The sequence below is a fragment of the Lelliottia sp. CFBP8978 genome, assembly GCF_034046055.2.
Lineage (GTDB): Bacteria > Pseudomonadota > Gammaproteobacteria > Enterobacterales > Enterobacteriaceae > Enterobacter.
This window is the reverse complement of sequence record NZ_CM188253.1, coordinates 1,676,584-1,702,691: the sequence shown is the minus strand read 5'-3', so window position 1 is coordinate 1,702,691 and position 26,108 is coordinate 1,676,584. Positions and strand designations below refer to the sequence as shown.

The 26,108-nt window shown below is 51.3% G+C and carries 29 protein-coding genes; 16 read left to right on the top strand and 13 right to left on the bottom strand.

Going from position 1 to position 26,108, the window contains the following annotated elements:
• Window positions 1-59: 59 nt before the first annotated feature.
• The 3 genes from SOM82_RS07910 to rimJ are packed head-to-tail and all read right to left on the bottom strand — an operon-like array spanning window position 60 to window position 2,230.
• Complete coding sequence (locus SOM82_RS07910) at window positions 60-983, bottom strand: Gfo/Idh/MocA family protein (RefSeq protein WP_320461182.1); 924 nt, start codon at window positions 981-983, stop codon at window positions 60-62.
• Window positions 984-985: 2 nt separating this feature from the next.
• Window positions 986-1,636 carry a YceH family protein gene (locus tag SOM82_RS07905; protein WP_320461181.1) on the bottom strand — a complete coding sequence of 217 codons (651 nt, stop codon included), beginning with the start codon at window positions 1,634-1,636 and terminating at the stop codon, window positions 986-988.
• A gap of 9 nt (window positions 1,637-1,645) precedes the next feature.
• The gene (rimJ, locus tag SOM82_RS07900; RefSeq protein WP_154125052.1) at window positions 1,646-2,230 is read right to left on the bottom strand and encodes a ribosomal protein S5-alanine N-acetyltransferase; all 585 of its coding nucleotides are present in this window, start codon (window positions 2,228-2,230) and stop codon (window positions 1,646-1,648) included.
• A 359-nt stretch (window positions 2,231-2,589) separates the two neighbouring features.
• Here rimJ and mdtH point away from each other — a divergent pair, with 359 nt between their 5' ends.
• From mdtH to SOM82_RS07850, 10 genes are all read left to right on the top strand, one after another.
• On the top strand, window positions 2,590-3,798 hold the full coding sequence (gene mdtH / locus SOM82_RS07895) for a multidrug efflux MFS transporter MdtH (RefSeq protein WP_154125051.1): 1,209 nt from the start codon (window positions 2,590-2,592) through the stop codon (window positions 3,796-3,798).
• Between the two features lie 62 nt (window positions 3,799-3,860).
• On the top strand, window positions 3,861-4,508 hold the full coding sequence (grxB, locus tag SOM82_RS07890; RefSeq protein ID WP_320461180.1) for a glutaredoxin 2: 648 nt from the start codon (window positions 3,861-3,863) through the stop codon (window positions 4,506-4,508).
• A 124-nt stretch (window positions 4,509-4,632) separates the two neighbouring features.
• The gene (locus SOM82_RS07885) at window positions 4,633-5,193 is read left to right on the top strand and encodes a lipoprotein (protein ID WP_320461179.1); all 561 of its coding nucleotides are present in this window, start codon (window positions 4,633-4,635) and stop codon (window positions 5,191-5,193) included.
• Between the two features lie 142 nt (window positions 5,194-5,335).
• Window positions 5,336-6,382 (top strand): dihydroorotase, encoded by a 1,047-nt coding sequence (pyrC, locus tag SOM82_RS07880; protein WP_320461178.1) that lies wholly within the window; start codon window positions 5,336-5,338, stop codon window positions 6,380-6,382.
• A gap of 73 nt (window positions 6,383-6,455) precedes the next feature.
• Window positions 6,456-6,701 (top strand): DNA damage-inducible protein I, encoded by a 246-nt coding sequence (gene dinI / locus SOM82_RS07875; protein ID WP_154125047.1) that lies wholly within the window; start codon window positions 6,456-6,458, stop codon window positions 6,699-6,701.
• Window positions 6,702-6,971: 270 nt separating this feature from the next.
• On the top strand, window positions 6,972-7,226 hold the full coding sequence (bssS, locus tag SOM82_RS07870) for a biofilm formation regulator BssS (RefSeq protein ID WP_095281565.1): 255 nt from the start codon (window positions 6,972-6,974) through the stop codon (window positions 7,224-7,226).
• A 117-nt stretch (window positions 7,227-7,343) separates the two neighbouring features.
• Window positions 7,344-8,462 (top strand): N-methyl-L-tryptophan oxidase, encoded by a 1,119-nt coding sequence (gene solA, locus SOM82_RS07865; protein ID WP_320461177.1) that lies wholly within the window; start codon window positions 7,344-7,346, stop codon window positions 8,460-8,462.
• 57 nt (window positions 8,463-8,519) lie between these two features.
• Complete coding sequence (locus SOM82_RS07860; protein WP_320461176.1) at window positions 8,520-8,633, top strand: YceO family protein; 114 nt, start codon at window positions 8,520-8,522, stop codon at window positions 8,631-8,633.
• Window positions 8,634-8,895: 262 nt separating this feature from the next.
• Window positions 8,896-9,462 (top strand): cytochrome b, encoded by a 567-nt coding sequence (locus SOM82_RS07855; RefSeq protein ID WP_320461175.1) that lies wholly within the window; start codon window positions 8,896-8,898, stop codon window positions 9,460-9,462.
• A 1-nt stretch (window position 9,463) separates the two neighbouring features.
• On the top strand, window positions 9,464-10,042 hold the full coding sequence (locus SOM82_RS07850) for a YceI family protein (RefSeq protein WP_320461174.1): 579 nt from the start codon (window positions 9,464-9,466) through the stop codon (window positions 10,040-10,042).
• 42 nt (window positions 10,043-10,084) lie between these two features.
• Here SOM82_RS07850 and trhO read toward each other — a convergent pair whose 3' ends face one another.
• Window positions 10,085-11,134: an oxygen-dependent tRNA uridine(34) hydroxylase TrhO gene (trhO, locus tag SOM82_RS07845; protein ID WP_320461173.1), complete on the bottom strand. Its 1,050-nt coding sequence runs from the start codon at window positions 11,132-11,134 to the stop codon at window positions 10,085-10,087.
• Between the two features lie 219 nt (window positions 11,135-11,353).
• Here trhO and SOM82_RS07840 point away from each other — a divergent pair, with 219 nt between their 5' ends.
• The 5 genes from SOM82_RS07840 (at window position 11,354) to SOM82_RS07820 (ending at window position 15,699) form a co-directional block, all read left to right on the top strand.
• Complete coding sequence (locus tag SOM82_RS07840) at window positions 11,354-12,280, top strand: Kdo(2)-lipid IV(A) acyltransferase (protein ID WP_154125041.1); 927 nt, start codon at window positions 11,354-11,356, stop codon at window positions 12,278-12,280.
• Window positions 12,281-12,408: 128 nt separating this feature from the next.
• Complete coding sequence (mdtG, locus tag SOM82_RS07835; RefSeq protein WP_320461172.1) at window positions 12,409-13,659, top strand: multidrug efflux MFS transporter MdtG; 1,251 nt, start codon at window positions 12,409-12,411, stop codon at window positions 13,657-13,659.
• 99 nt (window positions 13,660-13,758) lie between these two features.
• Window positions 13,759-14,133 (top strand): MysB family protein, encoded by a 375-nt coding sequence (locus SOM82_RS07830; RefSeq protein ID WP_154125039.1) that lies wholly within the window; start codon window positions 13,759-13,761, stop codon window positions 14,131-14,133.
• A 396-nt stretch (window positions 14,134-14,529) separates the two neighbouring features.
• Window positions 14,530-15,081 carry a fimbrial protein gene (locus SOM82_RS07825; protein ID WP_320461171.1) on the top strand — a complete coding sequence of 184 codons (552 nt, stop codon included), beginning with the start codon at window positions 14,530-14,532 and terminating at the stop codon, window positions 15,079-15,081.
• A 69-nt stretch (window positions 15,082-15,150) separates the two neighbouring features.
• Window positions 15,151-15,699 carry a fimbrial protein gene (locus tag SOM82_RS07820; protein ID WP_320461170.1) on the top strand — a complete coding sequence of 183 codons (549 nt, stop codon included), beginning with the start codon at window positions 15,151-15,153 and terminating at the stop codon, window positions 15,697-15,699.
• A 91-nt stretch (window positions 15,700-15,790) separates the two neighbouring features.
• On the opposite strand, the gene SOM82_RS07815 is transcribed toward SOM82_RS07820, so the two are convergent.
• The 3 genes from SOM82_RS07815 to mdoG form a co-directional block, all read right to left on the bottom strand.
• Window positions 15,791-16,009 carry a YceK/YidQ family lipoprotein gene (locus SOM82_RS07815; protein WP_320461213.1) on the bottom strand — a complete coding sequence of 73 codons (219 nt, stop codon included), beginning with the start codon at window positions 16,007-16,009 and terminating at the stop codon, window positions 15,791-15,793.
• A 100-nt stretch (window positions 16,010-16,109) separates the two neighbouring features.
• Entirely contained in the window at window positions 16,110-18,638 is a 2,529-nt protein-coding gene (mdoH, locus tag SOM82_RS07810) for a glucans biosynthesis glucosyltransferase MdoH (protein WP_154125033.1), read from the bottom strand.
• Entirely contained in the window at window positions 18,631-20,166 is a 1,536-nt protein-coding gene (gene mdoG / locus SOM82_RS07805) for a glucans biosynthesis protein MdoG (RefSeq protein ID WP_154125032.1), read from the bottom strand. Before mdoG ends, mdoH begins: the two co-directional genes overlap by 8 nt.
• 273 nt (window positions 20,167-20,439) lie before the next feature.
• On the opposite strand from mdoG, the gene mdoC reads away from it, so the two are divergent.
• Window positions 20,440-21,594, top strand: a complete 1,155-nt coding sequence (mdoC, locus tag SOM82_RS07800) for a glucans biosynthesis protein MdoC (protein WP_320461169.1) — start codon at window positions 20,440-20,442, stop codon at window positions 21,592-21,594.
• A 29-nt stretch (window positions 21,595-21,623) separates the two neighbouring features.
• Here mdoC and SOM82_RS07795 read toward each other — a convergent pair whose 3' ends face one another.
• The 6 genes from SOM82_RS07795 to csgB all read right to left on the bottom strand — a co-directional run bounded on the left by SOM82_RS07795 (window position 21,624) and on the right by csgB (window position 25,470).
• Complete coding sequence (locus SOM82_RS07795; RefSeq protein ID WP_320461212.1) at window positions 21,624-23,108, bottom strand: phospholipase D family protein; 1,485 nt, start codon at window positions 23,106-23,108, stop codon at window positions 21,624-21,626.
• The gene (gene ymdB / locus SOM82_RS07790) at window positions 23,044-23,586 is read right to left on the bottom strand and encodes an O-acetyl-ADP-ribose deacetylase (RefSeq protein WP_154125029.1); all 543 of its coding nucleotides are present in this window, start codon (window positions 23,584-23,586) and stop codon (window positions 23,044-23,046) included. The genes SOM82_RS07795 and ymdB overlap by 65 nt, the downstream gene beginning before the upstream one ends.
• Window positions 23,587-23,693: 107 nt before the next feature.
• Window positions 23,694-24,014 carry a YmdA family protein gene (locus SOM82_RS07785; protein ID WP_320461168.1) on the bottom strand — a complete coding sequence of 107 codons (321 nt, stop codon included), beginning with the start codon at window positions 24,012-24,014 and terminating at the stop codon, window positions 23,694-23,696.
• 116 nt (window positions 24,015-24,130) lie between these two features.
• Entirely contained in the window at window positions 24,131-24,454 is a 324-nt protein-coding gene (gene csgC / locus SOM82_RS07780) for a curli assembly chaperone CsgC (RefSeq protein ID WP_320461167.1), read from the bottom strand.
• 61 nt (window positions 24,455-24,515) lie between these two features.
• Window positions 24,516-24,974, bottom strand: coding sequence for a curli major subunit CsgA (gene csgA, locus SOM82_RS07775; protein WP_320461166.1), 459 nt, complete (start codon window positions 24,972-24,974; stop codon window positions 24,516-24,518).
• A 40-nt stretch (window positions 24,975-25,014) separates the two neighbouring features.
• Window positions 25,015-25,470 (bottom strand): curli minor subunit CsgB, encoded by a 456-nt coding sequence (gene csgB / locus SOM82_RS07770; protein ID WP_154125025.1) that lies wholly within the window; start codon window positions 25,468-25,470, stop codon window positions 25,015-25,017.
• Window positions 25,471-26,108: the final 638 nt, after the last annotated feature.

Sequence of the window (26,108 nt, the reverse complement as noted above, 5' to 3'; positions counted from 1 at the left end):
TTAGTCTACCCATATTTAAGCGAATTACTATCCGCAGATGTGACAGGTTTAAACTGTCTTCATTCGCTCATCGCCTCTCGCCACAGCTTTTCAACGATACGCTGCGCCAGAATCGCATGCTCGCCCGCGGTTTCAGGAACCGTCTGATTTTGCACACACGCAATGAAATGACGCGCGCACCCGGCAAAGCCGCGCTGCTCCAGCGTGCTCTGCCAGCCTGGGATCGGACGAGTGACCACGCCGCTTCCTTTCTCCTCGCGCCATTCGCGCATATCGGTCACATCAAAGAGTGCGCCGTCGGTCACGGCCTGGACCGATTCGCGCTGGCTTCCGGCGCGACGATGCATGCTGGTCGTCACCTGCAGATGATCAATCGCAAAGTGGTGCTCCGCGTAGACCATTTCGCCCCGCTCGTTGGTTTGCAGCACCCCACTCTTCAGCTGCGCGGACCCACTGGTGAGCCACAGCGCAGTGTCAACCACGTGCAGATAGTCATCCAGCAGCGTAAAACGTAAATCGTTTGGTCCGATACTGTCGCTGCGATGTTTATCCATACGCAGCGACGCCGCACCGCCCAGTTGCGCTTTCAAATCCTGATACAGCGGGGCAAAGCGGCGGTTAAAACCGACCATCAGCGTCAGATTTTTACGCGCCGCCAGGTCAATCAGACGCTCAGCATCCTGCACGTTTTCTGCCAGCGGTTTATCGACGCAGACGTGAACACCGGCGTTGAGTAATTCACTCACCACCTGATAGTGCGTCGCGGTGGAGGTGTGGACAAACACTGCATCACATTCACTGGCTAAATCCCTCAGCGATGCGGCATACGGGATACGCCAGGTTTCGCAGATGCACTGGGCTTTTTCGCGGGTCGGCGACCAGGCGCCTTGCAGCGTCCAGTCGGTTGCCGCCCCGAGTACCGGTAGCCAGGCTTTTTGCGCAATCCCGCCCAGTCCGACCACGCCAATACGTAATTTCGTCACCGTTAGTCTCCCAGATGCGCCAGCAGAGAATCCAGACGCTGTTTAAGTTCGGCCACTTCGTTTTCCAGGGCTTCAACCCGAGCGGTCAGCGTGTCGTCCGCCGCCGGAGCGACAGTTTCCATCGCCACAGGCGGTGTTTCAACGTCACCGCTGAACAGATGCATATAGCGGCTTTCGCGTTTGCCCGGCTCGCGCGCCAGGCGCAGGACAAACGGGCCATCTTCACGGGCCGCGAGGCGTTCCAGGGTCTGCTCCACCTCCTGCATATCGCTGAATTCATGCATCCGTGAAGCGCGTGATCGCAACTCGCCCGGCGTCTGCGGCCCTCGCAGCAGTAGCGTGGTGATCAGCGCCACTTCCGCCGGGCTGAGTTTCAAATCGCCAAATTCGGAGTTACAGAAACGCTGCTCATACTTGGTGACGCGATTGCCAAATCCGCTGACGGTGCGCAGATAGTGGCGTTTAACCAGCGCGTCGAGTTGTTCCTGAACCTCATGCTCGCTGAGATTGAGCACCGGCTCGCGGTTGGTCTTTTGGTTACAGGCCATCGTCACCGCATTGACTGAAAGCGGATACTGTTCCGGGGTGGTCACCTGCTTTTCCAGCAGACAACCGATCACGCGCGCTTCAGGGGCGGTTAACTGATATTTCATTTTTTCTCCTTAACGACCTGCGGTCCATTCTTTCGTGGTTAACGCCGTTAGCACGTGGTCGCGCCACTCGCCGTCGATCAGTAAATAATCTTTGGCGTAACCCTCTTTCTCAAAACCAAGACGCGCCAGCAGATCGCCGCTACGCTGATTGTGCGGCATATAGTTGGCCATAATGCGGTGGATGTGCTGAGTACGCTGCATATAACGAATCGCGCTGGTCAGCGCTTCAAACATCAGCCCTTGCCCCTGCCATTTCTGGCCGATGGAGTAGCCGAGATAGCAGGCATGAAACGACCCGCGAACGACGTTGGAGAAGTTGGCAATGCCGATAATTTCTTTCTCATCAGGATCCAGCAGCGCGAAATAAAAGGCGCTGCCTTGCTTATGAAACTCAGCGATCATACTTAAGCGAGCCTGCCAGCCAGAAGGATAACAGTGGCTTTCATCCCGTACGGGTTCCCAGGGCTTTAAAAACTGGCGATTTTCGGCGTAATAATCTGCCAGACGCCAGGCATCACGCTCATGCACCAGACGAACGACCAGTCTGTCTGTTGTCAGGCGCACTTTTGGCACGTTACTGCGATAGCCAAACATCTCTTCTACTCCTTCCCGTTACTTCCGCTCTACCCGTTAGCTTTACTATACCTGTGCCTGTGCTTTCTGTGAAAACAGGGACATACCATTTTTCGTTGATTTCACATAATTCGATTAAAAACCTGAATCAAAGCGTCCTTTTGATAAAAAAATATTGTCGCTGGCAGTGTGGGAAAAAAGACCACGACACCGCAGAATATTAGCGTGCTCATCTTTCATTACACAAAATCATTCAGGTTGCATCCAGGCGGCAGTTCCGGCGATCTCCGGCAACAACGATAAACGTTGTTAAACGGGATTCGGGACACAGCCGACGCGGAGCCAGCCTGCAGGATGGCGCGTATTTCCCTGGAGTAAAAATGTCCCGCGTATCACAGGCAAGGAACCTGGGTAAATATTTCCTTCTCGTCGATAATATGCTGGTGGTACTTGGCTTTTTTGTCGTGTTCCCGCTGATCTCCATTCGCTTTGTGGATCAAATGGGCTGGGCGGCATTAATGGTGGGTATTGCGCTGGGCTTGCGTCAGTTTGTGCAGCAAGGACTGGGCGTTTTTGGCGGCGCCATCGCCGATCGCTTTGGGGCAAAACCGATGATTGTCACCGGCATGCTGCTGCGCGCGGCGGGATTTGCCACGATGGGGATCGCGCATGATCCCTGGCTGCTGTGGTTCTCCTGTTTCCTCTCCGGGATTGGCGGCACGCTGTTTGATCCCCCGCGCACCGCGCTGGTGGTGAAATTGATTCGCCCGCAACATCGCGGTCGCTTTTTCTCCTTACTAATGATGCAGGACAGCGCCGGAGCGGTGATTGGTGCGCTGCTGGGAAGCTGGCTGCTGCAATACGATTTCCGTCTGGTCTGCGCGACCGGCGCGATTCTGTTTATCCTCTGCGCGGCGTTTAACGCCTGGCTGCTGCCCGCATGGAAGCTCTCGACGGTGAAAGCGCCCGTGCGTGAAGGGCTGGGTCGGGTCCTGGCTGATAAACGCTTTGTGACTTACGTGCTCACCCTGACGGGTTATTACATGCTGGCGGTGCAGGTCATGCTCATGCTCCCGATCATGGTCAACGATATTGCCGGTTCTCCGGCGGCGGTCAAATGGATGTATGCCATTGAAGCCAGCCTGTCGCTCACGCTGCTCTACCCTATTGCTCGCTGGAGCGAGAAACGTTTTCGCCTGGAACATCGCCTGATGGCGGGTCTGCTCCTCATGACCCTCAGCATGATGCCAATTGGTCTGGTGAGCACTCTGCAGCAGCTGTTTATCCTGATTTGCACCTTCTACATTGGCTCAATCATCGCTGAACCGGCTCGCGAAACGCTGAGCGCCGGGCTTGCCGATCCTCGGGCTCGTGGCAGCTATATGGGCTTTAGCCGTTTGGGTCTGGCCTTTGGCGGTGCGCTCGGATACGCAGGCGGCGGCTGGCTGTTTGATGCAGGAAAAGCGCTCAATCAGCCGGAGTTACCCTGGATGATGCTGGGTGTGGTGGGCTTTATGACGCTGCTGGCGTTGTGGTGGCAATTTAGCCAGAAACGGATCACCCGCGGTATGCTTGAACCAGGCGCTTGATTTGAATGATGCTTTTTTCTCCTCCATACTGAAGACTGACGATCAACAAATGGAGGAGAAACGTGAAGCTTTATATCTACGATCACTGCCCGTTCTGCCTGAAAGCCCGGATGATCTTTGGGCTGAAGAATCTCCCGGTTGAGTTAGTCACGCTGCTCAACGATGACGAAGCGACCCCCACCCGCATGATCGGCAAGAAAATGGCCCCGATTCTGCAAAAAGACGACAGTCGCTATCTCCCTGAAAGCATGGATATCGTTCACTACGTTGATAAGCTTGATGGCGCGCCGCTGCTCACCGGTCAACAAAACCGGGCCATTGAAGAGTGGCTGCGTAAGGTCAATGGCTACGTTAACCGCCTGCTTATCCCGCGTTTTGCCAAAGGCGCTTTTGATGAATTTGCCACACCGCAGGCGCGGGCGTATTTCGTCGAGAAAAAAGAGGCCGCCATTGGCAATTTTGCCGAGCACCTCTCCCACTCGGCGGGCCTGGTAAAAAATATCAGTGACGATCTGCGCGCGCTGGACAAACTGATCGTTAAGCCCAATGCGGTGAATGGCGAGCTGTCCGACGATGACATTCATCTCTTCCCGCTTCTGCGCAACCTGACTCTGGTGGCCGGAATTCAATGGCCAACGCGGGTGGCTGACTATCGCGACAATATGGCGAAGCAAACGCAAATCAATCTGCTTTCCTCTCAGGCTATTTAGTGCCGTTCATGGCGGGAGCTGCCTCCCGCCTCTTCACTATCAGCTTTTTCTGCTGGTCTCAGGATTCACCGCCTGACATACTTGTGCCTCAGGACAGAGCGCCGGGATCATGTTGAGGAAGCCCATGAATAAAATCATTATTGCTGCTGCATTACTTATCAGCGGCCTGCTGGTGGGTTGTAACCAGCTTACACAGTACACCGTCAGTGAACAGGAAATTAATCAGGCGCTGGAAAAACATAATAACTTTTCAAAAGATATTGGCGTGCCGGGTGTGGCCGATGCCCATATCGTATTGAGCCAGCTGGTCAGCCAGATTGGCCGCGAAGAGCCAAACAAAGTGGTGTTGTCCGGTGATGCAAAGCTGGATATGAACTCTCTGTTTGGCAGCCAGAAAGCCAACATCAAGCTCAAGCTTAAAGCGCTGCCGGTCTTCAATAAGGAGAAAGGGGCGATTTATCTGCAGGAGATGGAGATCACCGACGCCCAAGTCACGCCGGAAAAAATGAAACCGGTGTTGCAAACGCTGATGCCCTATCTGAACCAGTCGCTGCGTAACTATTTCAATCAGCAACCTGCGTATGTCCTGAGCGAAGACAAGAGCAAGGGTGAAGCCTTAGCGAAGAAATATGCCAAAGGTATTGAAGTGAAGCCGGGTGAAATTATTATCCCGTTCACAGACTAACGTTAAGGGCGCCGCTGGCGTCCTTTTTATTGCACGATAGTTTTACGGAAATGTGTGCAAACGAAAACGTTTACGCTTATGATTTGTGTCCGGCAAAAACAGCCATCCTTATGACTGATTCCTGATAAGCCGGAGCATATCAATGACTGCACAACCCCAGGTTCTGAAAATCCGCCGCCCTGACGACTGGCATATCCATCTGCGCGATGGCGATATGCTTAACACCGTTGTCCCTTACACCAGTGAAATCTATGGCCGCGCGATTGTTATGCCTAACCTGGTCCCGCCAGTCACCACCGTTGAAGCCGCTGTAGCCTATCGCCAGCGCATTCTTGATGCCATCCCGGCAGGCCATGATTTCACCCCGTTGATGACCTGCTACCTGACCGATTCACTCGATCCGAACGAGGTCGAACGCGGCTTTAACGAAGGCGTCTTCACCGCCGCAAAACTCTATCCGGCCAACGCCACCACCAACTCCAGTCATGGCGTGACCAGCATTGATGCCATCATGCCGGTTCTTGAGCGCATGGAAAAACTGGGGATGCCGCTTTTGGTGCACGGCGAAGTGACCCATGCTGAGATTGATATTTTTGACCGCGAAGCCCGATTTATCGACACGGTGATGGAGCCACTGCGCCAGCGTTTACCGGGTCTGAAGGTGGTCTTTGAACACATTACGACTAAAGATGCCGCCGAGTATGTGCGCGACGGTAACGAGCGGCTCGCAGCCACTATCACCCCGCAGCATCTGATGTTTAACCGTAACCATATGCTGGTGGGCGGCGTTCGTCCGCACCTCTACTGCCTGCCGATCCTGAAACGTAATACCCATCAGCAGGCGCTGCGTGAGCTGGTCGCCAGCGGGTTTACGCGTGCTTTCCTGGGGACTGACTCAGCGCCGCATGCGCGTCATCGTAAAGAAGCCAGCTGCGGATGCGCCGGTTGTTTCAATGCGCCAACGGCGCTTGCCAGTTACGCAACCGTCTTTGAAGAGATGGGCGCGCTGGAGCACTTCGAGGCTTTCTGCTCACTCAATGGCCCGCGTTTCTACGGTCTGCCCGTGAATGAAACCTTCATCGAACTGGAACGTAAAGAGAGCCAGATAGCAGAATCTATCGCCCTGGCGGATGATACATTGATCCCGTTCCTGGCCGGTGAAACCGTACACTGGACGGTAAAACGCTAATTTTTTGTTCCCCCTGTTGTAAGTTGCATAATATAACTGTATAAATAAACAGTATATTACACAGGGGGCAATTATGCGTATTGAAGTGACTATCGCCAAAACCACTGTCTTGCCTGCTGGCGCACTGGATGCGCTTGCGGGTGAGTTATCCCGTCGTATTAATAACAGTTTTCCCGATCGTGGCGGTGCCGTCACCGTGCGTTACGCGGCCGCTAACAATCTCTCCGTCCTCGGCGCGGCGAAAGACGACAAAGACCGCATAAGCGAAATCCTCCAGGAGACCTGGGAGAGTGCCGACGACTGGTTTATCACCGATTAATTATTGCTCCCTCATTGTCATTTTTTGCCGGGTCGCCCCGGCTTTTTTATCCCTTTCCGTTAAGTTCAAAATAATTGTCTGTCTTCTTAAAAAAACGTGAATAAGATGACGCTTTATTGTTCAAACAATCCTAAAAAGCAGAAAAATGTGTTGCAGCCTGTTTATTTTCCCCTGCATAACCCTTATTTATTGATATACTGAAGTTGCTTCAGAAAAACACGCATTGAACCTCACAGTCGTTGTCTTCTCACACGTATTACGGGGGTTATGATGGAAAAGAATAATGAAGTCATCCAGACCCATCCTCTTGTTGGATGGGATATCAGTACCGTAGACAGCTACGACGCACTGATGCTGCGTTTGCACTACCAGACCCCGAATCAGCCAAGCCGTGAAGAAGCGGAAGTTGGACAGACACTGTGGTTAACCACTGATGTCGCGCGTCAATTTATTTCTATTTTAGAGGCAGGTATTGCCAAAATAGAATCTGGCGACTACCAGGAAAATGAGTATCGTCGGCATTAATTTTATGCCCTACATTCACTCAACAGGCACCCTTGCGGTGCCTCATTTATTTCCCGCTTGTATCAACTCTGCAACTTAATTACTCTGCAAACTAAAGTCCCGATTTAAGAGATCCTCATGAAATACGACTTAATTATTTTAGGAAGCGGCTCCGTGGGTTCTGCAGCAGGTTATTACGCCACGCAGGCAGGCCTCAAAGTCCTGATGATCGATGCGCATCATCCCCCTCATGCAGAAGGCAGTCATCACGGCGACACTCGTCTTATTCGTCACGCTTATGGCGAAGGTGAGCGCTATGTCCCGCTGGTGTTAAGAGCACAAGAATTATGGGATGAACTGGCCGCCCTCAGTGAGGAACGGATTTTTGAGCGCACCGGCGTAGTCAATCTTGGCCCAGCCGACTCCGAATTTCTGGCAAACGTAGAACATAGCGCGCAGCAGTTCGCTCTTAACGTTGAGCGACTGGATGCCAGCGCGGTCATGCAACGCTGGCCTGAGATTGTGGTACCCGATAATTACATTGGTCTCTTTGAAGCAAATTCTGGCGTGTTGCATTGCGAAACCGCGATAAAAACATGGATTTCACTTGCTGAACACGCGGGCTGCGCGCAGCTCTTCAATTGCCCCGTCACCGCCATTCATCACGAGGAAGATGGCGTCACGGTGGATACGGCGGAGGGTCAGTTCACCGCGTCTCGCCTGCTGGTCAGTGCCGGAACGTGGGTAACAAAACTCATGCCTGACCTGCCGGTTCAGCCGGTGCGCAAAGTCTTTTCATGGTTCCAGGCGGATGGACGTTTCAGTACGCAGAATAAATTCCCGGCGTTCACCGGCGAGTTACCCAACGGTGACCAGTTTTACAGTTTCCCGTCAGAAAAAGACGCGCTTAAGATTGGTAAGCACAACGGTGGACAAATTATCTCCTCGCCAGATGACCGTAAACCGTTTGGCGCAAACCCCGGCGATGGGGCAGAAGCCTTTCACTTTTTACGTCAGATTCTGCCGGGTATTGGTGGCCTGCTGCACGGGGCGGCCTGCACTTACGACAATACTCCTGACGAAGATTTCATCATTGATACGCTTCCCGGTCATGCCAACACGTTGCTCATTACCGGCCTGAGCGGACACGGCTTTAAGTTTGCTTCGGTGCTGGGTGAAATCGCCGCACAGTTTGCGCAGGGAAAGACGCCGCCGTTTGATCTTACCCCCTTCTCGCTCTCCCGTTTTAACGGATAATCGCCCTTTCTGGCTCCGGACGCGCGGAGCCTTTATCCTGCCTTACCGGACATAATAATGCGCAGAGTCTTCAACTATCTCATTAACAATATACGTGAGCATCTGATGCTCTATATTTTACTGTGGTCCTTGCTGGCGATTATTGATGTTATTTATATTGTATTTTTCTGACAAGAAAAACTGACGATAATTGACAATACTTTAGATTTATTTGATTTATCAGCAAATATTTTGAATCATAAAAAATGCCAATAAATAGTAACAACGCTAAGTAAAACCGTAAAAACCTCGAATACACTGAAACAAAACACCGAATCACAATCAAAAAAATTGAAATAGAAAAATGAATAATCCTTATTCTTAAATATCAGTTGCAATAATGTTTTTCACAGGCCATTTTTACCTCTCAATTTAATTGGGAATGGTCATCTTTATGCAACTGCGTAATTCTTCTGCACGCTATGGATTAATATCCATGCTGCTGCACTGGTTAATTGCTCTCGCGGTGTATGCTATGTTCGGCCTGGGTCTGTGGATGGTCACACTGAGCTATTACGATGGCTGGTATCATCAGGCACCTGAACTGCATAAAAGCATCGGCATCCTGCTGATGATGGCGCTGGTTGTCCGCATCGTCTGGCGACATATTTCTCCGCCGCCCCCGGCTCCTGAAAGCCATAGCGCGCTGACGCGTGTAAGTGCCGTCAGCGCTCATATCGCACTTTATACGATCCTTTTCGCCATTCTGATCAGCGGCTATTTGATTTCAACCGCAGACGGCAAACCCATCAGCGTGTTTGGCCTCTTTGAGGTTCCCGCCACGTTGGCGGATGCGGGTTCACAGGCTGATCTGGCCGGTCAGATACATCTGTGGCTGGCGTGGGGCGTCGTTATTTTATCTGTCCTTCATGGCCTCGCGGCCCTTAAACATCATTTCATCGATAAGGATGATACGCTCAAGCGCATGCTGGGCCGATCGTCCATTGACTCTGGAGCATAAAATGAAAAAACACCTGCTGGGTATTGCATTAGGTTCGCTGTTATTCACCACCGGATCTGCCGTCGCTGCGGATTATAAAATTGATAAAGAAGGTCAGCATGCCTTCGTTAATTTCCGCATTCAGCATCTGGGATACAGCTGGCTGTACGGCACATTTAAAGATTTCGACGGCACGTTTAGTTTTGATGAAAAAAATCCCGCTGCGGATAAAGTGAATGTCACCATTAATACCAACAGCCTGGATACTAACCACGCAGAGCGTGATAAACATCTGCGCAGCGCCGAGTTCCTGAACGTGGCGAAATTCCCGCAGGCGACGTTCACATCGACAGAAGTCAAAAAAGAGGGCGAGGCGCTGGATATTACCGGCAACCTGACGCTGAACGGTGTGACCAAACCCGTTAAGCTTGAAGCAAAATTAATCGGTCAGGGCGATGACCCCTGGGGCGGCAAACGCGCCGGCTTTGAGGCGGAAGGCAAAATTCGTCTGAAGGACTTTAATATCACCACCGATTTAGGACCGGCATCGCAGGAAGTGGACTTGATTATTTCTGTGGAAGGCGTTCAGCAGAAGTCATAATAAGAAAATCCCGGCCATATGACGTGGCCGGGATTTTTCGGATTATTCCGGGTCCGGGATCCCCAGTTTGGTATTCAGTCGCCCACGAGACTTATTGAAGATTTTATTGCCGTTTTCACGGCCAGCCCGCAGGCGCCGCTGCTCTTCTTCTGGCAGCACACTCTCTTCGCTACACACTTCGCTGCAACAGCCTCTGAACTTCTCGGCACAGGCCGGACACTGAATGAACAGCAGATGGCATCCGTCATTTTTGCAGTTGGTGTGGGTATCACAGGGCGCACCACACTGATGGCAATTCGCGATCACATCTTCCGAAATGCGCTCGCCCATACGCTCATCGAACACAAAGTTCTTGCCGATAAAGCGAACCGGCAGCCCTTGCTCACGCGCACGGCGGGCGTATTCAATAATCCCCCCTTCAATATGCCAGACCTTATTGAAACCACTGTGTTTCATCCAGGCACTGGCTTTTTCGCAGCGGATCCCCCCGGTACAGTACATAACGATTTTTTTATCTTTATGTTCCTGCATCATTTCAACCGCTTTAGGAAGCTGTTCACGGAAGGTATCTGCCGGGATTTCCAGGGCATTTTCAAAGTGCCCGACCTCATATTCATAATGATTGCGCATATCAATGAATACGGCATCCGGATCGTCCAGCATGGCGTTCACTTCTGCCGCTTTCAGATACTCACCCACATCGCCCGGGTTAAATGACGGGTCGTCAATACCGTCAGCGACGATACGTTCGCGCACTTTCATGCGCAGCACCCAGAAGGATTTGCCGTCATCATCCAGCGCGATATTGAGACGCAGATTGTTCAGCGCCGGGTCAAAGCCATAAAGAAAATCGCGCAGCGCATTCACTTTGCTTTCTGGCACGCTAATTTGCGCATTGATCCCTTCATGCGCCAGATACACGCGTCCGAACACATTCAGTGTTTCAAACGCTTTATAGAGGGCATCACGGGTGACCTGAGGTTCGGCAATATGAAAATACTTGTAGAATGAGATCGTTACACGCGGTTCGGTTTCCGCCAGCATGCGTGCTTTTAACGTCTCATTCGAAATGCGGTTGTGTAACACTGGCATGGTGTACGGTTCCTGCAATCGTTAAGAGAATGAAAATCCGCGGCATCATATAGCATACAATGAGAATTTACATCCCCACATTTTGCGCTACATTTCTCTCATCCAAATTATAAAGTAGCAACATCCGCTGCAAAAACGCCCATATATCGGCTAATCATTTTGGTTATGAATTTAAAAAATGCGAGAATGATGACATAAGGACGTTAAAACAGGAAAGACATGACCCATTTACCTAAATTTACTACGGAGCTGCTCCACCCTCGTCATTGGCCAACCTGGTTCGGCATTGGTCTTTTATGGCTGCTGGTACAGCTCCCCTATCCGCTGATTTATCGTATAGGATGCGGCCTCGGCCATCTGGCGCAACGCTTTATGAAGCGTCGCGTTAAAATCGCCACGCGTAATCTGGAACTCTGCTTTCCGGAGATGGGCGAGCCAGAGCGCCAGCGGATGATCAGGAAAAACTTCGAATCTGTGGGCATGGGTCTGATGGAAACGGGAATGGCATGGTTCTGGTCAGATAAGCGTATGTCACGCTGGTTTGAGGTGACGGGTACCGGTATGGAACCGGTGCATACTTTGCAGGCGCAAAAAACAGGCGTTTTGCTGATTGGTATTCATTTTCTTACGCTTGAGATTGGGGCACGAATGTTTGGGATGCAGGCGCCTGGAATCGGCGTCTATCGTCCTAATGATAATCCGGTTATCGATCTGCTGCAGACCTGGGGGCGTATGCGCTCCAACAAAAGCATGATCGATCGTAAAGATCTCAAGGGCATGATTAGAGCGCTGAAAAACGGGGAAGTGATCTGGTACGCCCCGGACCACGACTACGGGAAACAATCCAGCGTCTTTGTTCCCTTTTTTGCCGTACAGCACGCGGCGACGACCAGCGGGACCTGGATGCTGGCGCGAATGTCCAAAGCGGCGCTGGTTCCCTTTGTCCCGCGTCGTAAACCCGATGGTCGTGGCTATGAGCTGATGATGCTGGAGCCAGAGTGCGCCCCTCCGCTCGACGACGCCGAGACGACCGCCCGATGGATGAACGGCGTGGTGGAAAAATGCATCATGCTCGCGCCAGAACAGTACATGTGGCTGCATCGACGCTTTAAAACCCGACCGGAAGGCGTGCCATCGCGCTATTAATTCTCCTGCGGCTCTCCCGAGGGCCGCATCCTCCTTTAGCTTTAAAAGCCTTACCGCATTGCAGCAATCATAACGCAGGCGCATAATTAGCAGGCTTACTACCTCTTTTTATCGTTTTTCGGATGGTTATGTCACCCACAGATGCCCCCATAAACTGGAAACGTAACCTCGCGGTTGCCTGGATCGGCTGCTTTCTGACGGGCGCCGGTTTCAGCCTGGTCATGCCTTTTCTTCCGCTGTATGTCGAACATCTCGGCGTCACCGGACATAGCGCGCTGAATATGTGGTCGGGTCTGGTCTTCAGCATCACCTTTCTTTTCTCAGCCATTGCTTCGCCCTTCTGGGGTGGCCTTGCCGATCGCAAAGGCCGTAAGATCATGCTGCTGCGCTCCGCGCTGGGGATGTCGATTATTATGGTGCTGATGGGACTGGCGCAAAATATCTGGCAATTCATGATTTTGCGCGCCCTGCTGGGGTTATTAGGTGGTTTTGTGCCTAACGCCAACGCGCTTATCGCGACCCAAATTCCGCGACAGAAAAGTGGCTGGGCGCTCGGGACATTGTCAACCGGTGCGGTCAGTGGCGCACTGTTAGGGCCGCTGGCGGGTGGACTGATGGCCGACAGCTACGGATTGCGTCCCGTTTTCTTCATCACCGCCAGCGTGCTCTTTGCCTGTTTTCTGGTCACCTGGTTCTGCATCCGTGAAAAATTCACCCCGGTTCCCAAAAAAGAGATGCTGCACGCTCGCGAGGTCATTAGCTCTCTGAAGTCTCCCAGGCTGGTCCTGAGTCTCTTCGTGACGACCATGATTATTCAGGTTGCCACAGGCTCGATTGCCCCTATTCTCACGCTCTATGTACGCGATCTGGCGGGGAACGTCAGTAACATCGCATTTATCAGCGGAATGATCGCCTCCGTGCCTGGCGTCGCAGCGCTGTTAAGCGCACCGCGTCTGGGAAAACTGGGGGATCGTATTGGTCCGGAGAAAATTCTTATCGCCGCGCTGGTGATCTCTGTGCTTCTGCTCGTTCCGATGTCATTCGTACAGACCCCGTGGCAACTGGGTATATTGCGATTTTTACTCGGTGCGGCGGATGGCGCTCTGCTCCCCGCCGTGCAGACGCTTCTGGTTTACAACTCCACCAACCAAATCGCCGGACGAATATTCAGCTATAACCAGTCGTTTCGTGATATCGGCAACGTCACGGGCCCGCTGGTCGGTGCCGGGATCTCTGCCAGCTTTGGTTTTCGCGCCGTGTTCCTGGTGACGGCAAGCATTGTGATGTTTAACGCTATTTACTCATGGTGGAGCATGACCCGCGCCGCACGCCCCGCTCGTAGTGCCTCGCGCGATCCACGGTTAACATTGCGTAAATAATGCTCCCGGGAAAGAACTTATTAGCGCATTCATACTTGCAAAATCAGAGAATCAGCTATTCTTTCCCTGAACACCACTGCAAATCACAGGGAGACACCGATGACTATGTATGCCACGCTGGAAGAAGCTATTGATGCCGCTCGTGAAGAGTTTCTCGCCGACAACGCTGGCGTTGAGCAAGACGATGCGGATATTCAGCAGCTAAATATCCAAAAGTATGTCCTGCAGGACGGCGATATTATGTGGCAGGCCGAATTCTTCGCCGATGAGGGCGAAGCCGGGGAATGTCTGCCAATACTCAGTGGCGAAGGCGCTCAGGCTGTTTTCGACGGTGACTACGATGAAATCGAACTGCGCCAGGAATGGCTTGAGGAGAACACTCTGCACGAATGGGATGAAGGTGAATTTCAGCTTGAACCCCCGCTGGATACTGAAGAGGGACAAACCGCAGCGGATGAGTGGGATGAGCGTTAACACGCAGAAAACGTTCGGCAATTTGCATCACACTTAATCCTCCCGTCAGGACGATTTATGCCGTAACACCTGGATATAAATCGTCCCTGTTTAATTTCCCATTCAGCAATATTTTTTCTCTTTATTTATATTTTCGTATTTAAAATGCCAATATCTATTCTCTGCATGAATACTCCCTCCTGCTTTTCCTGTCATTAATTTAACAATCACTTGTAGTGTCATTTTGGACAACCATAACCTCCTGTTACGATGTGAATAGACATTTAGCTACGTTAAACTGAATTTGACTTTATGGTTGAAAAAAGAATGGGAGTTGGTACTTGTGGAATAAATATCAAATCCTATTCGTCATCCGGCGGATAAGGTTTGATATTTACACACTCAAAGGAACAGAGTATGAAAAAATTTAATAAGTCTATTTTGTTAGCATCACTGGCGGCAAGTATATTACTGCCTGGAGTCTCGAACGCAGCAACAGACAACATTGTGCCACTGACCATTTCCGGTGCCATCGTCAACAGTACAAACTGTAGCGTCTCGGTCAAGCCTTCTATTGATCTTGAAAATGTCGTCGATTCTCAGATCAAAACCAGCGATCAAACCCCTACGGTTTTTACCGGCGAAACGCACATCGTATTTGAAAACTGTGGTTCCGAAAAAACAACTTTTGCCCTCAGCCTTCAGGGTACGCCTGACGCCACTGATTCCACCCTGCTGGCTAATAATGCTCAAACGGGTTCTGCATCCAATGTGGGTATAGGCGTCTGGACTTATCCTTATTACAATCAGTTAACTGTTGGTGGTGCATCTCAGACTTTTGTTAAAGACACTGACATTCCTGATATGAATGTAGGACTGGTGGTTGCTATGGCTAAAGCAGATGGTTCGAAAGAAATTGAACCTGGCCAGGTTTCTTCTACGGCACAATTCAAGATCGACTACCTGTAATATATTCAACTAATAGTGGACAGAGGATTGACATCTATTCACTTTATAAAAATTCTCAGGGCTTTAACTATGAAAAAAAACTTTTTCTTTTTTGCAATGACTGCTGCCGCTATCGGATTCACAGGGATGGTCAATGCAGGCGACACGCTGGGTACCTACGAAATGCAAGTCACCGGTAATGTTATACCGTTGAGCGCATGTGTGGTTACCGCACCCAGCAGTTTATCTTTTGATAATATTTCTCCAGAGGATATCTCTCTGGTGGAAAATGGCCCCAAACATGATAACCTCTATCTGATTGAAATTTCAGGTTGTCATAAAGATCTCAAGGTTTCCGCTACAGTGCTGGGAGTTGCCGACTCCATAAATAATGAGCTGCTGAGTACTCAAATGGTACCAGGTGCAGCGGAGAACGTTGCTGTTGCGTTTTATGAGCAGGTAGGCAACGCGCATCCCGTTGTAGCCATTAACACCGGCCATACCTCATCCAGTACCATTAACGAATTTGGTACGGCACAAATTATCATGCAGGCTGATGTGGTTCTGGCAGATTACACTAAACGCGCGACACCAGGTACGATTGCCGCGAATGCAAATGTGCAGATAAACTTCCTGTAACGCGTTTAAGACTCCAATAATTAACCCGAAGGAATCTACTTCCTTCGGTTTTTTTCATAAAAGGGAGCCGCGTTTACGGCATGACAGTTTATTATTCGTAAGGCCCGTGGCTGGCGTCGAGTGGCAGCAACAGCGTGTCAAAGACCAGAGAAAAAGGCAAATCCAGAACCGTGATGTAACGCCATGCGCTGTCGCGTACATCCCACTGTACGCCGGGATAATACTGGTTTCCGTGCCCTTGTCCCGGCACCGCCCGGCTAATAATGCTTCCACAGCCGCTAAGCGCGCAGGCTGCCAATACAACAACAATGGCTTTAAACAAATTTATCTCCTGTTCTGGTCCGGCTGAGTATAACTGACAGGGCAAAAAAAATGCCGACCATAAGGCCGGCATTTTGATCTATAGCCTGTTATCTGGCCGGACGAGCCGCCGGATTCAGCTTCAGTTTACTGTAGTTTTCCACCCACGAAGAGTAACGCTCCGGGTTAGACCACACGCGATAGTGCAGACGAGACATCGTCACCGGATCGCTAAGCAAGACCAGACGGCGGTCGCGGTTAAGCTTATCCGGGGTTTCGTTAAGCGCTTGCTCAACGTGACGATCACGGGCAATTTCCAGCACCTGACTGGCACGGTGACGCGCCGTTGCCATCGCTGTTGCCAGGGCATTAAACGACGGGTTGAACACCGCGTGCATAAAGCCATCTTCCAGCGTACGGCTGCGATTGAGCTTCAGGTAATTGTCGGTATCCACCAGCACCTGCGGAGGTGAATACTCTTCCGGGATCAGGAATAATTTCCACCGTTTCGTACGCAGTCCCATCGTGGCACGGCTGGAAATGACGGAAACAAATGGCGACAGGATCAGCGAGAACACAATCGGTGCCAGCCAGAACAGGAAGCGTAAATCCAGCCACGCCATACCCGCAGCCCACACCAGACCCAGCAACATTTGTGAACCATGACGCATAAACGCTTCGCTCCACGGGGTGGAGTCATCGTCACGCTGCGGTGAATTCCAGACCACTTCCCAGCCCAGGAACGCGCTCACCACAAATACGGTGTGGAACAGCATACGTACCGGCGCCAGCAGCACTGAGAACAGCACTTCGAGCAGCAGCGAAAGCGTCACGCGGCAGAAACCGCCGAACTCCTTCGAGCCTTTGCACCAGATCAAAATGATGCTGAGCAGCTTTGGCAGGAACAGCAGAACCATGGTCGAGGCAAACAGCGCTATCGCCAGTTCAGGACGCCACTGCGGCCACACCGGGAACAGCTGGCGAGGTTGCAGGAAGTACTGCGGTTCCGTCAGGGCATGAACCACCTGCAGAGCCGTGGACAACGCCAGGAACATAAACCAGAGCGGCGCAGACAGATAAGACATCACGCCCGTCAGGAACACCGCGCGGTGAACCGGATGCATCCCTTTTACCAGGAACAGACGGAAGTTCATCAGGTTACCGTGGCACCAGCGGCGGTCACGTTTCAACTCATCCAGCAGGTTTGGCGGTAGCTCTTCATAAGAACCCGGCAGATCGTAAGCGATCCACACCCCCCATCCGGCACGACGCATCAGGGCCGCTTCAACAAAGTCATGCGACAAAATAGAACCCGCAAACGAGCCTTCGCCCGGCAGCGGTGCCAGCGCACAGTGTTCGATAAACGGCTGCACACGGATAATGGCGTTATGACCCCAGTAGTGGGATTCCCCTAATTGCCAGAAGTGAAGCCCTGCGGTAAACAGCGGACCATACACGCGGGTAGCAAACTGTTGGCAACGCGCATACAGCGTGTCCATGCCCGAGGCTTTTGGCGATGACTGAATGATCCCGGCGTTCGGGTTCGCTTCCATCAGACGCACGAGGCCGGTCAGACACTCACCCGTCATTACCGAGTCCGCATCCAGCACCACCATGTAGCTGTACTGATTACCCCAGCGGCGGCAGAAGTCGTCGATGTTACCGCTTTTACGCTTCACACGACGGCGACGGCGACGATAGAAAATCTGCCCTTCGCCCTGCACTTCTGCAATCAGTTCCATCCAGGCTTTTTGCTCGGCAACACAGATATCCGGGTTGTAGCTGTCACTCAGGATATAAACGTCGAAATGCGCGGCATTGCCGGTCGCCTTCACAGATTCCCAGGTCGCACGAAGCCCTGCAAAAACGCGATCCACATCTTCGTTGCAGATAGGCATGATCAGCGCGGTACGGTGTTCGGGATTTAACGCCTCATCCCCCACCGTCGAAGCTGAAATGCTGTATTTATCCCGTCCCATCAGCAACTGCAGGAAGCCCATCAGGGCAGTCCAGAAACCGGCCGAGACCCAGCAGAACAACACAGCAAAGAGCAGGAGGATCCCGCTCTGCAGAATGTACGGCAGCAGCTGCATGAACGACACCCACAGATCTTGTCCCACCATATCGGCAGGATTGATCAACGCCCAGCCCTGATAAGGCAGGATAGTCTTCATATACCAGGTGGCGACAATGGTCTGCGCCAGCGTCAGCAGCAGCAAGGTGTAACGACGGATGGTACCGACGGTACGCCATTTCTGCTCAGACGCTTGCTGTTCTTTTGTCAGACGCGACAGATAGCGCGGCGCAACTTCGCGACCGCGCAGGCGATCCCAGAAGCGCCCCACAGGGTTAGTGCGCCACGGATCCGGGAACATCGAAGAACGCGTGGCCTTTGGCATTGCCTCAAGCTGAGTACGCCCTTCGTCATCCTTGATAAGTTGCCCGTCTGCCAGCGAATCCGGCCACGCCTGCTCCAGACGCGCTTTTACCGATCCTAACGGCGAATCGTCTTCACGCGTAAACTGATGATGTTCAGCATCCAGCGCGGCGTGAACCGCGCGGATGTCGCTCTTTGGCAGTGCCGCTTTCTCAACATCTGTCAGCGGCATGGCATCGATATATTCAGTTATATTATTCATTAGCAGGTAGCTGATAGCTCCAGGTTTCACTCAGTGGCTGATCGGCATTGACCAGCGCAGCACGCATTTCAGTGGTCTGTTTTGGATCTTTCACTTTCACGCGCAGGGTCAAGCGCCACCCTTTCGTCACCGGGTTGTAACGCACGGTGCTTTCGACAATTTCACCATTATCGCCAATGCTGGTTTGCGCGGTCACTGGTGTGTCCGGGGTCAGTTTTTTCATCTCCTGACCGGCGAAATCCACCACAAATGCAACGGTGCCATCAGGTTGACGGATAAGATTTGACTGCTTCACATCACCCGTCGAGCGACGAGTCTGCACGACATAGGCATTGTCTGGTGCGTGCAGTTTGTCTTCATCACGGCTGAAATTGATGGTGTATTTGAAGTTCATCTCTTTACCGGCTTCCGGAAGCTGATCCGGAGTCCAGTAAGCCACGATGTTGTCGTTGGTTTCATCGTTGGTCGGAATTTCAACCAGTTCAATTTTGCCTTTACCCCAGTCCCCTTTCGGTGTGACCCAGGCGCTTGGGCGCAGATCGTAACGATCGTCAAGATCTTCGAAACGGGAGAACTGACGGCCACGCTGCAGCAGACCAAAACCTTGTGGGTTTTCCATGGCAAAACTGCTCACGGCCAGATGTTTCGGGTTGTTCAGCGGACGCCAAATCCACTCACCATTACCGGCGAGAATGGAAAGACCATTGGAATCATGGAGCTCAGGACGGAAATTGGTTGCCGGAGAAGGCTGGTTCGGCCCAAACAGGAACATACTGGTTAATGGTGCCACACCGAGTTTGCCCACCTTGTCGCGCAGATAGACTTTCGACTGCACGTCAATAACTGAGTCACGGCCTGGAATAATGACAAAACGGTATGCCCCAGTGGCACGCGGAGAGTCCAGCAGCGCATAAATCGTCAGGCGTTTGTCGGTCGGTTTTGGACGCTCAATCCAGAACTCGCGGAAACGAGGGAACTCTTCGCCAGATGGCAGGGCCGTGTCAATGGCCAGCCCGCGCGCAGAAAGCCCATAGACCTGGCCGGAACCGATCACACGGAAATAACTGGCCCCCAGCATGCTGACAATTTCGTCGTTTTTATCTTTGCTGTTGATGGGGTAAAGGACTTTAAAGCCCGCAAAACCCAGATCTTTGACGGTATCTTTATCGTGCTTAACATCGCCAAAATTAAAATAGTCCGGACTGTATTTAATTTTGCGTACCGCGGTAGCCGTGACTTCATTGATGGCAACCGGGGTATCGAAGTACATACCCTGATGATAGAACTCAAGCTTGAATGGGGTCTTAACGTTGTTCCAGTACGCTTTATCGTGGTTAAACTGGATCTGCTGATAGTCCGCATATTTCATGTCGCGGAAAACGGAGGGCAGGTTACTTTTTGGCGCCTCATAGCTTTTGCCAGCCATCGATTTTGCCTGTTTTGCGACATCATCGATGGAAAAAGACCATGCAGAGGAGGTATACAGGGACAGCAAAACAGCTGCACCCAACCAACGCATTTTCATCATTTGTGGTTTATGTTTCATAATAAGTAAGCACTTCCCCCTTTGTGTGCTTAATTCGATCCGATCCATTTTACTGGAAATTCAGGCAATCCGACAACATTATCACTGCTTTGTTCAGCGCGCTGGCTCATGGATTAAGCAAGTGCAAGAACCCTCTTTTCACTTTGCGTGCTTATCCTGGAGACAGGGTATCGGTCTTGGTGTAGGGTTGGCTTCGAATGTAACCACTATTAGTCTTATGGATAAGACGAAAAGTCTGAGAATGCACAAAGTTATATGACCACTGCACCCGTACAACGTGAATACTTCCTCGACTCGATCCGGGCATGGCTGATGCTGTTGGGGATCCCTTTTCACATCTCATTGATTTACTCCAGCCATACCTGGCATGTAAACAGTATAGAGCCATCGTGGTGGCTGACACTGTTTAACGACTTTATACACTCTTTCCGGATGCAGGTATTCTTTGTCATCTCCGGTTATTTCTCTTATATGCTGTTTTTGCGCTATCCGATCAAACGCTGGTGGAAAGTGCGCGTCGAACGGGTCGGCATCCCGATGTTGACCGCGATTCCACTGCTGACGCTGCCGCAGTTCATTATGTTGCAGTACGTAAAAGGCAAAGCGGATAACTGGCAAAACCTGACAGGGTACGAGAAATACAACACCCTGGTCTGGGAACTGGTCTCGCATCTGTGGTTCCTGCTGGTGCTGGTGGTGATGACTACCATTAGTCTGTGGATTTTCAGCAAGTTACGCCGCCAGCTTAGCCGTCATCACGAATCACATTTTCCCCATATCACCTATGGCAAGCTCACTGTGATTTTCCTGATGCTCGGTATCGCTTATGGCGCGATTCGCCGCATTCTGTTTATGGTTTATCCCCCGGTTCTGAGCGACGGACTGTTTAACTTCGTCGTGATGCAAACCCTGTTCTACATCCCCTTCTTTATGCTGGGTGCGCTGGCTTTCATCTCGCCGAAACTTAAAGCGCTGTTCACTACGCCATCACCGTGGTGCGCCGTCGGTGCGGCCCTGGCGTTTGCGGCCTATCTGCTCAATCAGCGTTTTGGGAGTGGCGATGCGTGGATGTACGAAACAGAAAGCGTGATTACGATGCTGCTGGGGCTGTGGATGGTGAACGTGGTGTTTGCACTGGGGCATCGCCTGTTGAACTTTAAATCCGCGCGGGTGACCTATTTCGTCAACGCGTCGCTGTTTATCTACCTGGTTCACCACCCGCTGACGCTCTTTTTTGGTGCATATATCACCCCGCACATTCGTTCTAACGCATTAGGCTTTTTCACCGGGCTGCTATTTGTGGTGGGGATCGCCATCCTGCTGTACGAAATTCATCTGCGAATTCCGCTGCTGCGTTTCCTGTTTTCGGGTAAACCGCAAAACAAAGCCGAGAGCACCAAAGCCGCTTAACCCACTTTCGCGCCGGGCTTCCGGCGCGTTTACAGCAACCACTCCACCGGCAACCACCAGGCCAGACGGACCAGAACACGCTGCCAGAAGCGCGTTTTCGGCTCTTTCTTCAGGACAATCTCACGGCCATCTTTGTGCTCAATCCAGTTTAAGCGCCCGAGCTTATCCAGCCTGATTTGCCATGCTTCATGACGACGACTTTTCAAAAAACGGCGGTGAATCAAACGTGCCAGTGTTTCGCTTTCGATGACAAACCCCATTTCCGTATTGAGCATCGTTGAACGTGGGTCGAAATTTAACGAACCAATAAACACTTTCTGGCCATCAATGCTGAACGTTTTGGCATGCAAACTGGAGCCAGAGTTCCCTGTCAGCCCCCTGTCCCGTATTCCCGGTACAAATTCCTGCGTGGGTTTAAGCTCATACAGCTCGATACCATGACGCAGCAATTTTTTACGCCAGCGCGCGTAACCCGCATGAACGACGGCAACGTCGTTTGCTGCCAGTGAATTTGTGAGGATGGCAATTTTGACGCCTTTACGCACCAGTTGCAGCAGCAGCGCGACGCCGGCGCGGGTGGGGACAAAATAGGACGAAATAATATCGATTTGTTCAACCGGAGAGCCCATGACATCGAGCAGTCGCTGGGGCAGCAGCGAATGGCGTCTTGCCCGCCCCAACCCTTTTCGGGGATCATCGCTAAGCAGTCGCGTCTTGGCCCAGATCAGCGGCAAATTCCTGGCTTCAAGCTGGGCGATAAACGGGCTGGTTTCCAGTTTATCGAGATAACGCCTGGCAATATCATTCTGATACCACTCTTTTGGCGGCTGCAAACGCGCTTCGATTTCCGCCTCCGATAAGGAGAGAACCTGCTTTAGCGTTGAAACACAGGCGCTGTTCCAGTATCGCTCAAAGTCCTCCGCCACCTCCGCCACCACAGGCCCGACCGCCATCACATCCAGATCGGAAAAGAGCGGCTCTTCACCGGCGCCAAAATAGGCATCCCCGACATTTCTGCCGCCCACGATGGTCACTTCACCATCAACGGTAAAACTCTTGTTGTGCATGCGGCGGTTAAGTCGCGCGAAATCGGTCAAATATCCGAGCGATCGCAGCATCCTGAAGGAGAAGGGATTGAACAGGCGAACATCAATGCCGGGGTGCGAGTCCAGAAGCCGCAGAATAGCATCCAGCCCTTGCGTATTATTGTCATCCAGCAGAAGTCGGACACGGACGCCGCGCGTAGCGGCAGCCAGTAAAACGGAGAACAGCAGTCTCCCGGACATATCGTCCTCCCAGATGTAGTACTGCACATCCAGGGTTTTCTCGGCCATTTCAGCAAGGCGATAGCGGCAGGCAAACGCGTCAAGGCTGTTATCAAGAGGGAGCAGACCACATAATTCAGGATGTTCTGCACTGACAGGCGCAATCGCGCGCCCGAGCCGCGTGTCAGGCGTCGGGGTCTTGACCTCGTTGGGTAAGGAGTCGCTGGTAAAGTCGGGCATTTTCTTCATCATAGCAGACAAAGTATACCCGTTCCGGCAGTGGCTTGCGGGTGAGATAGTCTGAAACCGTCGCAACGGCGATTTCAGCGGCAGCGGCTTTCGGAAAACCGTACACCCCTGTGCTAATGGCAGGAAACGCAATCGTTTGATAGCCATTCGCCGCAGCCAGACGCAGGCTGTTGAGATAAGCATCCTCCAGCGTTCTGGCCTCATGATGCTCCCCGCCCTGCCACACCGGGCCAACGGTATGAATGACCGCTTTGGCGGGCAAATCGCCGGCAATGGTGATCACCGCCTGTCCGGGGGCACATTCGCCCTGCTGATGGCGCACAATTTTACAGGCATCCAGTAATTGTGGACCGGCCGCCCGGTGGATAGCTCCATCAACACCCCCTCCCCCCAACAGCGAAGGATTGGCAGCATTGACAATGACATCCACGTGCTGCGTGGTGATATCTCCCAGAACAACTTCAATTTGCGGCTTCATACCCAACCCTCTACTACCCGTCTTTTTATTAAGTGTATAGCAGGGGGGAGTTGTGAAAAAGAATTGATTAGAAAAGCCCTCACGTCTTTCGACAGGAGGGCTTTCGTTTAGCGGTAGTCGATTTGCACAATGGCCAGGGACTTTTGAGGATTGATATATTCCATACTGACCGTGGCGACACTGGGATAAGGGTTACGTCCATTCAGAGCATCACGGTAGCTGATCTGGGTGGTGTGCATTTTTCCTTGACGCAGACAAGACATCGTAAATTTCTGCTTTTGAGGCGAGATGACACACGGGTCTTCGACAATCATGCCACGAAAATGAATCACACCACCATTTACAACAGTTGAAGAGAACGCGGAATTTATCGTCGTGACAAAGATAAATGCGGCACCCAAAATAGATTTAACGTTAATCACTGACATTGTCTGGCTCCTCAATGAAAAATCATCCTTGAGGCTGGCGGGCATTCCTTAATTACAGAGTAGAAACATTCACTGGGAACCGCAAAATTATCCAATATATTGATTTCATGAATATATCATTCAGAATTCGGCCATTGCTGCGATAAATGAAGCGATTTCCCATCAGAGACGACGACAACAATTTTTATCGTATCTTCAGGGCCAATATTTAAACTGAGTCGGGACAAATCAATCGCCTGATTAGCGGGTATTGAGAGCGTATTTCGTTGTTGTGACGTGCTTTCGCCTCCCTGCCCTTGTCGCGAGGAGAGGATCTGAACCTGACACACACAAGGCTCGGTCAAAATAACCTGAGGAATAATAGTGGTCATATTCCCGTCATGGGTCGTTTTAAAGGTGATTTGACTGGAGAGCGCAGCGAGGAGTAATAAGGTATGCATGATAAACTCCCGAAAAAAAACAGGGCAGTTGCCCTGTTTTTTCGTAGCACAGATTCGATATTTAATACTGATGCGCAGTCGCGTTGTTGCCGAAGCCAACCTGATGCACAGTTACAGTGGATCCGGACGCTGTCTGGTCCACTGCCGCGCCGTTGCCGCCGCCGAACTGTTTGACATTGATTGTGGAGTCTTTGCTATTCCACTGATCGAGGGTTGCGCTGTTACCAAAGCCTTTCTGCAGCAGGTCAATGGTACTGTCATCAGAGCCTTGTCCAACATCAGCACCGTTACCGCCACCGTGCTGAGTAATGGTCAGGTCAGAATTTTTAGCGTCAGTTTGCAAGGCAACAGCGGAGTTGCCGCCACCGTACTGGTAAATGCTCAGAGTTGAGTTCGGGCCGCTGTTACCGCCACCCCAACCACCACCGCCGCCGCCGCCGCCGTATTGTGGAACCGCACCAGCCAGAGCACTGCCAGAAACTACGATTGCTGCAATTGCTGCCACTTTGAAAAGTTTCATGGTAAACCCCCATCGGATTGATTTAAGTCGTCGTAAATAGTTAGCGTTGGATGACGCGAATAGCCATTTGCGACTGTCTCTGTACTACAACTGCTGTTTTTTGCGTACCATACTGCGTAATATTCGCTCTGTTACCCGAACCTTTCTGGATAATCATCGCGGTATTACCAAAAGCCCCTTGTTTAATACTCGCATCATTGCCGTTACCGGCCTGATCAATATAAGCAAGGTTATAAGTCCCTGATTGATCAATCTTCGCTCTATTGCTTCCGCCATCCTGAGAAACAACGGACAGTAATTTGGAACCGCCCTGACGAACATCGGCGCTATTACCTACGCCGTTTTGACCAATAATGGCTGCCTGATTATATGAAGACTTACTTAATTCATTAACCGCGAAGTTGTATTCCGAAATTGCCAAATCCGGACCTGCCGCGATTGCTAACCCAGGCGCACCCAGTAATGTAAACATCATAAATAACGTTTTGTTTTTCATGTTGTCACCTGGACCTGGAGAAATAAAAACTTCGGTGTTAACGCGATTCGTTTTTTGTTAACGCTGCGTTACGATGAAGAGTATGTCTATTGAAACAATTTAAATATCTCACCCGCGAGTGTTATTTTTATTTATCGGGTCACCTCAAAGTATTAATTATCGCTAAAATTCGCTGACCCCAGCGTGAGTTAGTTTTTTATAAAATAAATTCAAAATGTCATTTGCATAGCGTTGCATGGCGCTCACTGCCCCCGTCACGTCTGCATTCAGTGAGTCGCCAGAGTTCCACGAGATGACAACGCTGTCACGAGAGAGCTGTTTTCTTAAGAACAATGACTCATGCGTAAAGGTCTTAGAGATTTCGACAATCTCATACCATAAATGATGTGGGTAAAAATAATAAATACATATATATATCAACAATCTATAATAATTTGTATGATTTTTAAAATGTGTGCAACGTTATTACCGTGTACAACTTTTTTATCAATTTTGAACATTTACCACCTCCTGTTTTCACAATTTAATATTGATTTTTACATTTTGTTACACCATTAACACTTGATTTAAAAATCGTAATAGCTAGATTGAAATCAGCAGTACGCATTATTTTTTATATTTACCTCCCTGCGGAGGTT

What these genes read in the sequence shown, in the direction of transcription:
- SOM82_RS07905 (WP_320461181.1), bottom strand. Translation starts at nt 1,636, where the DNA reads ATGAAATATCAGTTAACCGCCCCTGAAGCGCGCGTGATCGGTTGTCTG.
- rimJ (WP_154125052.1), bottom strand. Translation starts at nt 2,230, where the DNA reads ATGTTTGGCTATCGCAGTAACGTGCCAAAAGTGCGCCTGACAACAGAC.
- mdtH (WP_154125051.1), top strand. Translation starts at nt 2,590, where the DNA reads ATGTCCCGCGTATCACAGGCAAGGAACCTGGGTAAATATTTCCTTCTC.
- SOM82_RS07885 (WP_320461179.1), top strand. Translation starts at nt 4,633, where the DNA reads ATGAATAAAATCATTATTGCTGCTGCATTACTTATCAGCGGCCTGCTG.
- pyrC (WP_320461178.1), top strand. Translation starts at nt 5,336, where the DNA reads ATGACTGCACAACCCCAGGTTCTGAAAATCCGCCGCCCTGACGACTGG.
- dinI (WP_154125047.1), top strand. Translation starts at nt 6,456, where the DNA reads ATGCGTATTGAAGTGACTATCGCCAAAACCACTGTCTTGCCTGCTGGC.
- bssS (WP_095281565.1), top strand. Translation starts at nt 6,972, where the DNA reads ATGGAAAAGAATAATGAAGTCATCCAGACCCATCCTCTTGTTGGATGG.
- solA (WP_320461177.1), top strand. Translation starts at nt 7,344, where the DNA reads ATGAAATACGACTTAATTATTTTAGGAAGCGGCTCCGTGGGTTCTGCA.
- SOM82_RS07860 (WP_320461176.1), top strand. Translation starts at nt 8,520, where the DNA reads ATGCGCAGAGTCTTCAACTATCTCATTAACAATATACGTGAGCATCTG.
- SOM82_RS07855 (WP_320461175.1), top strand. Translation starts at nt 8,896, where the DNA reads ATGCAACTGCGTAATTCTTCTGCACGCTATGGATTAATATCCATGCTG.
- SOM82_RS07850 (WP_320461174.1), top strand. Translation starts at nt 9,464, where the DNA reads ATGAAAAAACACCTGCTGGGTATTGCATTAGGTTCGCTGTTATTCACC.
- trhO (WP_320461173.1), bottom strand. Translation starts at nt 11,134, where the DNA reads ATGCCAGTGTTACACAACCGCATTTCGAATGAGACGTTAAAAGCACGC.
- SOM82_RS07840 (WP_154125041.1), top strand. Translation starts at nt 11,354, where the DNA reads ATGACCCATTTACCTAAATTTACTACGGAGCTGCTCCACCCTCGTCAT.
- mdtG (WP_320461172.1), top strand. Translation starts at nt 12,409, where the DNA reads ATGTCACCCACAGATGCCCCCATAAACTGGAAACGTAACCTCGCGGTT.
- SOM82_RS07830 (WP_154125039.1), top strand. Translation starts at nt 13,759, where the DNA reads ATGACTATGTATGCCACGCTGGAAGAAGCTATTGATGCCGCTCGTGAA.
- SOM82_RS07825 (WP_320461171.1), top strand. Translation starts at nt 14,530, where the DNA reads ATGAAAAAATTTAATAAGTCTATTTTGTTAGCATCACTGGCGGCAAGT.
- SOM82_RS07820 (WP_320461170.1), top strand. Translation starts at nt 15,151, where the DNA reads ATGAAAAAAAACTTTTTCTTTTTTGCAATGACTGCTGCCGCTATCGGA.
- mdoH (WP_154125033.1), bottom strand. Translation starts at nt 18,638, where the DNA reads ATGAATAATATAACTGAATATATCGATGCCATGCCGCTGACAGATGTT.
- mdoG (WP_154125032.1), bottom strand. Translation starts at nt 20,166, where the DNA reads ATGATGAAAATGCGTTGGTTGGGTGCAGCTGTTTTGCTGTCCCTGTAT.
- mdoC (WP_320461169.1), top strand. Translation starts at nt 20,440, where the DNA reads ATGACCACTGCACCCGTACAACGTGAATACTTCCTCGACTCGATCCGG.
- SOM82_RS07795 (WP_320461212.1), bottom strand. Translation starts at nt 23,108, where the DNA reads ATGAAGAAAATGCCCGACTTTACCAGCGACTCCTTACCCAACGAGGTC.
- ymdB (WP_154125029.1), bottom strand. Translation starts at nt 23,586, where the DNA reads ATGAAGCCGCAAATTGAAGTTGTTCTGGGAGATATCACCACGCAGCAC.
- SOM82_RS07785 (WP_320461168.1), bottom strand. Translation starts at nt 24,014, where the DNA reads ATGTCAGTGATTAACGTTAAATCTATTTTGGGTGCCGCATTTATCTTT.
- csgC (WP_320461167.1), bottom strand. Translation starts at nt 24,454, where the DNA reads ATGCATACCTTATTACTCCTCGCTGCGCTCTCCAGTCAAATCACCTTT.
- csgA (WP_320461166.1), bottom strand. Translation starts at nt 24,974, where the DNA reads ATGAAACTTTTCAAAGTGGCAGCAATTGCAGCAATCGTAGTTTCTGGC.
- csgB (WP_154125025.1), bottom strand. Translation starts at nt 25,470, where the DNA reads ATGAAAAACAAAACGTTATTTATGATGTTTACATTACTGGGTGCGCCT.